General features: G+C 46.2%; 8 protein-coding genes and 1 pseudogene. All 9 read left to right on the forward strand.

The features are described from left to right. Window positions 1-289, forward strand: a pseudogene (locus ACTIE6_RS11080) (DUF4097 family beta strand repeat-containing protein); the annotation flags it as partial. Between the two features lie 12 nt (window positions 290-301). Continuing rightward, window positions 302-1000 (forward strand): hypothetical protein, encoded by a 699-nt coding sequence (locus ACTIE6_RS11085; protein ID WP_439556693.1) that lies wholly within the window; start codon window positions 302-304, stop codon window positions 998-1000. 114 nt (window positions 1001-1114) lie between these two features. After that, window positions 1115-1354, forward strand: a complete 240-nt coding sequence (locus ACTIE6_RS11090) for a hypothetical protein (RefSeq protein WP_439556694.1) — start codon at window positions 1115-1117, stop codon at window positions 1352-1354. 452 nt (window positions 1355-1806) lie between these two features. Then, window positions 1807-2016 (forward strand): hypothetical protein, encoded by a 210-nt coding sequence (locus tag ACTIE6_RS11095; RefSeq protein ID WP_439556695.1) that lies wholly within the window; start codon window positions 1807-1809, stop codon window positions 2014-2016. Between the two features lie 428 nt (window positions 2017-2444). Continuing rightward, window positions 2445-3767: a sensor histidine kinase gene (locus tag ACTIE6_RS11100; protein WP_439556696.1), complete on the forward strand. Its 1323-nt coding sequence runs from the start codon at window positions 2445-2447 to the stop codon at window positions 3765-3767. Window positions 3768-3837: 70 nt separating this feature from the next. Beyond that, the gene (locus ACTIE6_RS11105; protein WP_439556697.1) at window positions 3838-4482 is read left to right on the forward strand and encodes a response regulator; all 645 of its coding nucleotides are present in this window, start codon (window positions 3838-3840) and stop codon (window positions 4480-4482) included. A gap of 364 nt (window positions 4483-4846) precedes the next feature. Continuing rightward, window positions 4847-7819: a glycosyltransferase family 117 protein gene (locus ACTIE6_RS11110; protein WP_439556698.1), complete on the forward strand. Its 2973-nt coding sequence runs from the start codon at window positions 4847-4849 to the stop codon at window positions 7817-7819. Window positions 7820-7908: 89 nt separating this feature from the next. After that, window positions 7909-8088 (forward strand): hypothetical protein, encoded by a 180-nt coding sequence (locus ACTIE6_RS11115; RefSeq protein WP_056286742.1) that lies wholly within the window; start codon window positions 7909-7911, stop codon window positions 8086-8088. A gap of 31 nt (window positions 8089-8119) precedes the next feature. Beyond that, window positions 8120-8473, forward strand: a 354-nt coding sequence (locus ACTIE6_RS11120) for an alpha-amylase family glycosyl hydrolase (RefSeq protein WP_439556699.1), incomplete at its 3' end; no start/stop codon positions are given.

Genomic DNA, 8473 nt, shown 5'->3' on the forward strand with positions numbered 1-8473 from the left:
CAATGTAAATGTGGTTTTTTCCGCTTTGAGCCAGAGCAAGCCTACTGCGATTTCGACGATCAGCGGGGAAATAGATATGACGCTTCCCGCCACAACCAAGTCGAACATGAAGCTGCGCTCTATCAACGGAGAAATGTACACGGACTTTGACCTGGGTGTGAAAAATACGAAAGACGGACTATCCATACTAGGCGGGGCAAGCAACATCGAAGGTTCCACCAATGGCGGGGGTGTTGAAGTTCAGCTTAACACGATCAGCAGCAACATTTATATACGCAAACAGAAATAAACCTTGGCCACCATGAAAAATCTAAACCTGATCATTTGCCTGTGTCTTTTAGCTGCTCCGCTTCTGGCGCAGAAGAAAGTAGATAAAGTACTGCCTTTTAAAAACGGACAAACCGTTAACCTCGAACTGAAATTTGCCGATAGCATTGTGGTGCGTTACTGGGATAAGCAGGAGGCGCTTGTGAAAATGGATATTACTATCAATGGCGGCCGGCTGAATGATGCGCTGTTGATCGAATCAAGTCAGACAGCCGGCGAGGTGAAACTTAAAACGGATTTTGATGAAAATCTGCTGAAACAAAGCCGCAAGTCCGACTGTCCGGACACGAAGTCGGGTTACTGGACAGATAAGGATGGTGATGCGCGGTACCTTTGCAAGGAAATCCACTACCACGTTTTTCTCCCGCGCAATGCCAGGCTGAAACTGGAAACGATCGACGGCAACATTGATATCCAGGATGCGAGCAGCCAGGTATTGGCAAAAACAATCAGCGGATATGTAGATATGAGCTGGCCAAATTCCAAAGGCGCGAATGTGGCTATGAAGACCATCACCGGCGAAGTTTACTCTGATCTTGATATTGATTTTAAAACCAAAAGAGACAAGAACCCGATAGTAGGTTACTTGCTGGAAGGTACCTTCAAGGGAGGCGGGCCCGATGTCCGACTGGAATCCATCAGTAACAATGTGTATCTGAGACAGAGAAAGTAGCATTTATTTTAGCCATGAAAACGGGACATTGCCGGGAGATTTCTTCCGGCAATGTCCCGTTTCCAACCTTTTCCCGAAAATGCTAGTCTCCTGGTTGTTCCTAACACTTCCAATATGAAAAAGCTGGCATCCATTACCTCTCTTTTAATTGTTCTGTTTATCGGATGTAAGTCTGACGACAAGATCACCCCGACTGAAATCTGGTCCGATGGCTGCATCGCAATGGTGCCGGACAGAGACAATTACAGGATTACAGGTGGGTGCTGTTACGAGGTTGTTTTTCGTGCTGTGAAATTTCCGGCAGGTGAGAAGCGCTCCATTAACGCGGTTTACTTTACGGGTACCGGCGCTTAAATGATCAACTATCCCGTCAACCTCCTTATTGAGAGATCCGCAGATGGAAGCAAGCTGAAAGTTTCCAATCCGGCCCTTTCACGAGAGTATAACTTCACGCGGGCCAAGGCGGCGCTTGCCTGCTTGTGCATATGCGACTAGGCCGGGGCTATTCCATTCGCCTCCATGTAAAGCCGTAACAAAAGTCTATCCGAAGTATTTCGCTCCTCTCTGCTTAGTTAAATAGTGGGGTGCTAAGTTGTACTTGGCATTTGCAGTTAACCAAAAGGTTGAAGCGTTGGATAATTGTGCCCCCACGAACGGGTAGCTACACCCTTGATTTTGCCCGCCTCACCACAAACTTACTCTGCCATTAATATGAATAAAGTATCATTGTAACTGCTTAGTTAGCCGATAATGTCCATTACATATCGGAAAATTCCTTTAACCAGTAAACACTACAACAAACCCGCATGAAAACGCAGAGTAAGTATTTAGACGAAATTAACAGGCTTCTTGCCGACTATCTTACGGAAATTGAAAAGTCAGATCTGAAACCATTGTCAGCTCAGGTTTACCAGGTTCAATCCAAGAATTTTGTAAGATGGATCAACGGCGAATTCACACCGGGAGAAGTGAAAAAGTCGAAAAAGCAGGCTAAGGAAAATACAGACAAAAGGTAGTCGGCCGCTTCCGACTTAGCGTAGTTTATCTTCCGGTACTTTCCAGAAGTCCTGCATTGCAAATCCCCACTAAGTACTCTCGTTCCTCTTCCTACAACAATAAACTTTTTGGCAGCCGGCCAAATACAAAACACCTTCGCGGCAAATACCGGAAGGTGTAAGATATACTCAACGTTTATAAACAAATCAATCCGGTCCACTTCAATGCGCCTTTGCGACAGCTTGTATCAGTAACCATTGTCCATACAAGTATAGCACAGCATTTGAACTTTACGATTAGATATTGCTAATTTCTTTTGTAGAAATTTATCTACATCGCCATTTCGTATTTTTAGCTAGTTTTGGCTGTTTGCATTCTGATGTGCATTCTTTTACCCTCCCTTTGTATTTGATTGTTGGTACAAGGGACGACTATGTAATATGTGCACATGACTTCATCATTTCTGGAATGGCCGGTCCGCAAACAGCTAGCTACTGAGGTAAATACGTTAGATCGGGTCCGTATACGCGTGCTGGCTTATATCCTTCATTTAAGGATTTTGTCTACCGGTGTTTTGTTGGTTTTCTTTCTCTTACAGAATTACGGGCAGCAGAGTGTCAGGATTGCGGTGTTGTTCTGCGTTTCGTTGTTATTCTACATTGCATTAACGCTGGGATTACACTGGCGTACAGCTATTCATACAGCCATAATTGTTTTCCTTTCCATCTTGTGGACCAACTTGTTTATCGTCGATAAGACGCTGAACCTGGTCACCATTCAATATGCGGCTATTGCGAGCGTCTGCGCCTTTTACGGGCTGGGCAATCGCCTCGGCCTCATTTATTCTGCCATTGCACTGGCTGCGTTTGTGCTTTACCTGGGTTTGGGGAACACGGTAGGGGCGGAGATCCCGCTTGGGCCGCTTGGTTCAGGAAGCTTCGCGGCGTCTCTTTTCCTGGCCAACGATTTCTTTTTCCTGGTGCTGATCCATTACTATTTTTTTAGCTCCTTCCATGCGACCATGGAGGTGCTGGATGCGCGTACCATTGAATTGACTGAAAATATCGGGAAACTGGAACAGGCACAGATCAAGCAGCAGGAAGAATTTGTGCATCAGAAGCACCTGCTCGCGAGTATCTCCCATGATATTAAAAGTCCACTGCGTTTTTTGATGACCACAACCGGGCGCCTCGCTAAGAACTATCCCGACCTGCCAACTGTGCGTGCGATCAGCCAGTCAAGTTACCGGCTTTATAACTTCATGAAAAACCTGCTGGAGTACACGGAGTTCAGGTACAAGAATACCGGTGTAAACTTTGCTTACCTGGATGTGTGCGAGCTGGTGGAACAGAAGCTTGAAATTTTTGCTGAACAGGCGGAAAGTCAATGCAATTCGCTTGTCAATGCAGTAGAATCTGGTGTAATCCTCAAAAGTAACCTTCAACTCGTAGGCATTATCCTGCACAACCTGATCGACAATGCCAACAAGGTAACCTCACAGGGCCAGATCAAAATCACCTGCGAGGACCATCGCAATCAACTGCACCTGATTGTGACCGACACCGGCCCGGGAATGGATTCGGGGATCATGGATTGGATCAATAGTACGCACAGGGTTCCCGGGCCGGAACACAATCCCCAAAGCTTTGGAATGGGCTTGCTGATCGTGAAGGAAATCAGCAGCCTCATACACGCCAGTCTCCTCGCCGAGCCTTCTAGTTTCAGCGGAACTTCGATTCGCATTATTTTTTCAAAGAATAATCCTCAGTAGCGAAATTTCTACAAGCAATTCTCGTCGCTATAAATTAACTTTATCTTGGTTTAAAGCAATAATCTATTTGATGAAAACAATTTTACTTGTTGAAGACCATTCTATTGTGCGAATGGGTGTAAAGCTGCTGATAGAGGATTTTATGAACCCGGTGTCGGTTGTAGAATCCGGTAGTTTCAACGAAACACTTCGGCACCTGCAAAGCCGGTTTTTTGATCTGGTGATACTGGATATCAAGATTCCGGGTGGTGAAGGATTTAATATGATTGGCAAAATCAGGAGTATTCAGAGCAAAGTAAAAATCCTCATTTTCTCGTCACAGGACGAGGAGCTGTATGCCTTGCATTACTACAAGGCAGGCGCGAGCGGCTACCTGCCCAAAGACGCTTCCAATGACGAACTTGAAAAAGCAATTACGGCTGTTCTGAGCGGCGGTACTTATATCAGCAAGGTTGTTCAGCATCAGCTGGTGAGCAACAGTATGCTTGAAAAAGACCATAAGCAAAGTCCTCTTGAAATTTTGTCCAGCAGAGAGCTGGAAATCATGGATATGCTGCTGGTTGGTAAGTGGACGAAGGATATTGCAACTGACCTCAACATCAAGGAAAGTACGGTAAGTACTTATAAGGCTAGGATTTTCGAAAAGCTAAATGTTACAAATATTCTTGAATTGTTTAAAAAAGTTGAAATTTACAAAAACCAGAAAGTAGCATAGTATCGTATTGCATCTTTATAATCCAATTATCTCTTCTATCATTAATAAGTGTTGTTTGAAATGGAAACCTCAGTTACCTACGCTAAACAAGCGGAGCTACCATTCCTTGGAACCGTAGTGCTTACCGTACTGACCGGTTCGTTGCTCTGGCTGTCGATTATTTACAGTATTTTATTCCTTATCATCAGCTAACCGTAGTATTAATGCGGCCCGGCATCCTCAGGGTTACCTGCCCCTGTTAAAGAAAGTTAAAGTCCGGCTATTGCCAGATCAGCTTAACTTTTTTTAAGAAAACCGGTACACACCCGCAGAAATGCATTGAATAGTTTTGGCTGATCTTCTAATCCGGCCAAAACTATTCACGATGATCTCCTTTCAAAAACTTAATCTATACACCGCCTGGGCACTTTTTGCCGGTACTTTGGTGACTTACATCATCACAATGGAGCGCACTGCAAGCTTCTGGGACTGTGGTGAATTCATTGCTTGTGCATTCAAATTGCAGGTCCCGCACCCGCCCGGCTCGCCATTGTTCCTGCTCATCGGCCGCCTGTTTTCACTACTTGCTTTAAACGATGTGACACGGGTCGCTTACTGGGTCAATATGGTGTCGGTCGTGAGCAGTGCATTCACGATTTTCTTTCTGTTCAAAACGATTGTGCTACTTGCCCTGAAGCTCATCGATAAAGCAGAAAGTGAACTGTCATCCAGCGAATCAACACTTGTTACCGCGTCGGGTGTGGTAGGTGCCCTGGCTTACGCGTGGTCCGATTCGTTCTGGTTCTCGGCCCTGGAAGCAGAGGTCTACGGATTGTCTTCTTTCTTCACTGCGGTCGTGATCTGGGCGGCTTTCAAATGGGAGAAAATAGAAGATCCTGCTGTGGCTAATCGCTGGCTGATCTTCATTGCCTATCTCGTCGGGCTTTCCATTGGCGTGCATTTGCTGAACCTGGTTGCATTGCCGGCGCTTGCATTGATTTATTATTTCAAAATAAACCAAAAACCTACCCTAACAGGCGGTGTCGCCGCTTTTCTAATTGGCTTAATAATTTTGGGCATTATTAATACAGGCATTATTCCCGGGCTTCCCGGCCTGGCGGGCAAATTCGAGATCTTTTTCGTAAACACACTGGGCTTGCCCTATAACTATGGAATTGTCGTCTTTATATTCTTGTTGCTGGGCACACTAGCCTGGGGAATCTTTGCTTCACAAAAAGCCGGAAAGGCGCTGTTGAACACAGCTTTGCTTTCACTAGCCTTCCTGCTGACAGGCTATTCATCTTACGTACTGGTTTTGGTTCGTTCCGGGTACAATCCTCCAATCAATGAAAACGATCCCAGTGATGTACTGCGATTTGTTTCTTATCTCAAACGGGAGCAGTATGAAAGCCGCCCATTGCTTTACGGCCCGTCGTTCGTTTCCAATCCGATAAGCCAGAAACGCGGCGAACCTGTTTACGCAAAAAAGGATGGAAAGTATGTCATTATTGATCACCGTCCGGAATACGAATACACACCAGGGAGCAAAATGCTTCTGCCACGTATGTACAGTTCGCAACCCGGGCATCCGCAGCTTTACCAGCAAATGACCGGACTGGCTCCGGGGCAGCAACCAGGCTTGCGGCATAATCTTGCGTATATGTTCTCGCATCAGTTTGGTCACATGTACTGGCGGTATTTCCTCTGGAATTTTATGGGCCGCGAAAGTGACCGGGAAGGAGCAGGTACGCTCTTGCCGTGGAAAGCGTCAGGTTACCCGGGTTCCATTGCCTCCAACCGGGCACATAACAACTTTTTTATGCTGCCCATTCTGCTTGGGATAGCAGGTTTCCTTTATATGTACCGGCGTAGCCGGAAAGATCTCCTCGTACTCGGATTACTATTTCTTCTGACCGGACTCGCATTGGTTTTCTATCTCAATTCCCCGCCCAGCGAGCCTCGTGAGCGGGATTACATATATGTGGGTTCCTTTTACGTCTTTTCCATGTGGATCGGGGTAGGCGTACTCGCTATTGCTTCCATGCTGGAAAGGCTGGTTCGGAAAAATGCATGGAGGAGCAGTATCGCTATTGCAGCAGGCTTGTCGGTGCCGGTGATATTGGTTACCAAAGGTTGGGATAATCACGATAGGAGCAACCGATATCATTCTGTTGATTTTGCAAGAAACCTGCTCAACTCCTGTGCGCCAAATGCGATCCTGTTTACCGGTGGAGATAATGATACTTTTCCGTTGTGGTATGTGCAGGAGGTGGAAGGTTTCAGAACGGATGTGCGCGTTTGCGTGCAGACTTTCCTGGGCATTGACTGGTACATAAGTCAGCTAAAAAGGAAAACAAACCAATCAGAGGCGTTGCCGCTATCGCTGGACAGCAATGCATATGCAAGGGGCAAAAACGAGTTCATTCCTTTTTACGAGATACCTTCTGTAAAAGCAGGGATTAACCTGAAAGAATACCTGGAACTGGTCCAGCAGCAAAATAAGGCGATTCAGGTGCCGCTTACCAGCGGTGATATGACCTCCATTTTACCTTCCGCTAACCTGTTTTTGCCCGTTGATTCGAAACAGGTGAAAGCAATGAACATCGTCAGCAAAGACCTGGTCCCATTTGTCACTGACTCCATCAGCTGGCAGATCGGGAAAAAGGATTTGATTAAAAGTGATCTGGTGATACTGGATATCATTGCAAGCAATAACTGGAAAAGGCCCGTCTATTTCTCTTCCACGATGGGATCTTCGCATAACCTCGGCTTGCAGGAGTATTTACAGTTGGAAGGATATGCTTACCGCTTGCTGCCCGTGCGTGTTCCGGGTGCGACTGACGGTTATGTCAATTCTGATATTATGTTTGAAAACATGATGCACAAGACCTTTTGGCGGGAAACCGGCAATCCCTGTGTTTATTATGACGATACCTACCGCGGCTCACCGGTGTTTACAGCCAGACTATCTTTTCTGAGGCTCGCCGAGCAACTGATCGCGGAGCAAAAAGTAGAAAAGGCGCGCCAGGTTGCAGACAAAGCCATGCGGGTAATGCCTGACGATACTATTCCATTCGACCAGATCTCGGCTGGCTTTGTAGGTGTTTTGTTTGATGTCGGTGAGAAAAAGAAAGCGCTGGATTCTGCAAGAACAATGGCGCTGAGGGCTGACGAAAATCTCACGTGGGTCAAAGAGAACGGTGGTGCGGCAAGCAGGGAGGCCAATACAGATTTATACATTCTGCAAACCCTTGTTCAGGAATGCAGGCGGGCGAGGCAGGAAGATGAAGCGCGACGGTTTGAGTCCATTTTCAAGAAGCATCTATTAGCTTTTAATATGTATAGCAGGGAAAATTGAACGGGAAGCAAGGAACGCCCGGCAAGGTTTTCGCAGTAAGCTGGCAAGAGTATGGTGACGTTACCATGCATTTGTCAGCTTTTTAATTTATGGAAATGAAATGGCCGGAAAATGGAACGCTTGTCAGATTCAGGCGGCACGATGAAGAAGAATGGCGCGAAGGCGAGTTTGATGAACAGAATCAGATGTTTGTCGAAATATACGCGCCTGAGCTGATTACGCACAATACCAATGACATTGCCGAGTGGGTGCAGGCTGATTTTGATTAAAAATTCTTTTCTCAACAAAACTTAAAACAAAATGCTTGAAGAGCTTTGGTACAAGAACGCGGTCATTTATAGTCTTGACCTTGAAACCTTTATGGACGGTAACAATGATGGTATCGGCGATTTTGAGGGCTTGTGCAACCGTCTGGATTATTTACATGCAATGGGACTGGACACGATCTGGCTTGCGCCGTTTCAGCCCACACCCAACCGCGATAATGGCTACGATATCAGTGACTTTTATGGCGTAGATCCCAGGCATGGATCGAGCGGGGATTTTGTCAATTTCATCCATAAAGCCAGACAACTGGGTATCAAAGTGATCATTGACCTGGTGGTTAACCATACCTCCGACAAGCACCTCTGGTTTCAGGAGGCCAGGTCTTCA

Source organism: Dyadobacter sp. (assembly GCF_051859145.1).
Lineage (GTDB): Bacteria > Bacteroidota > Bacteroidia > Cytophagales > Spirosomataceae > Dyadobacter.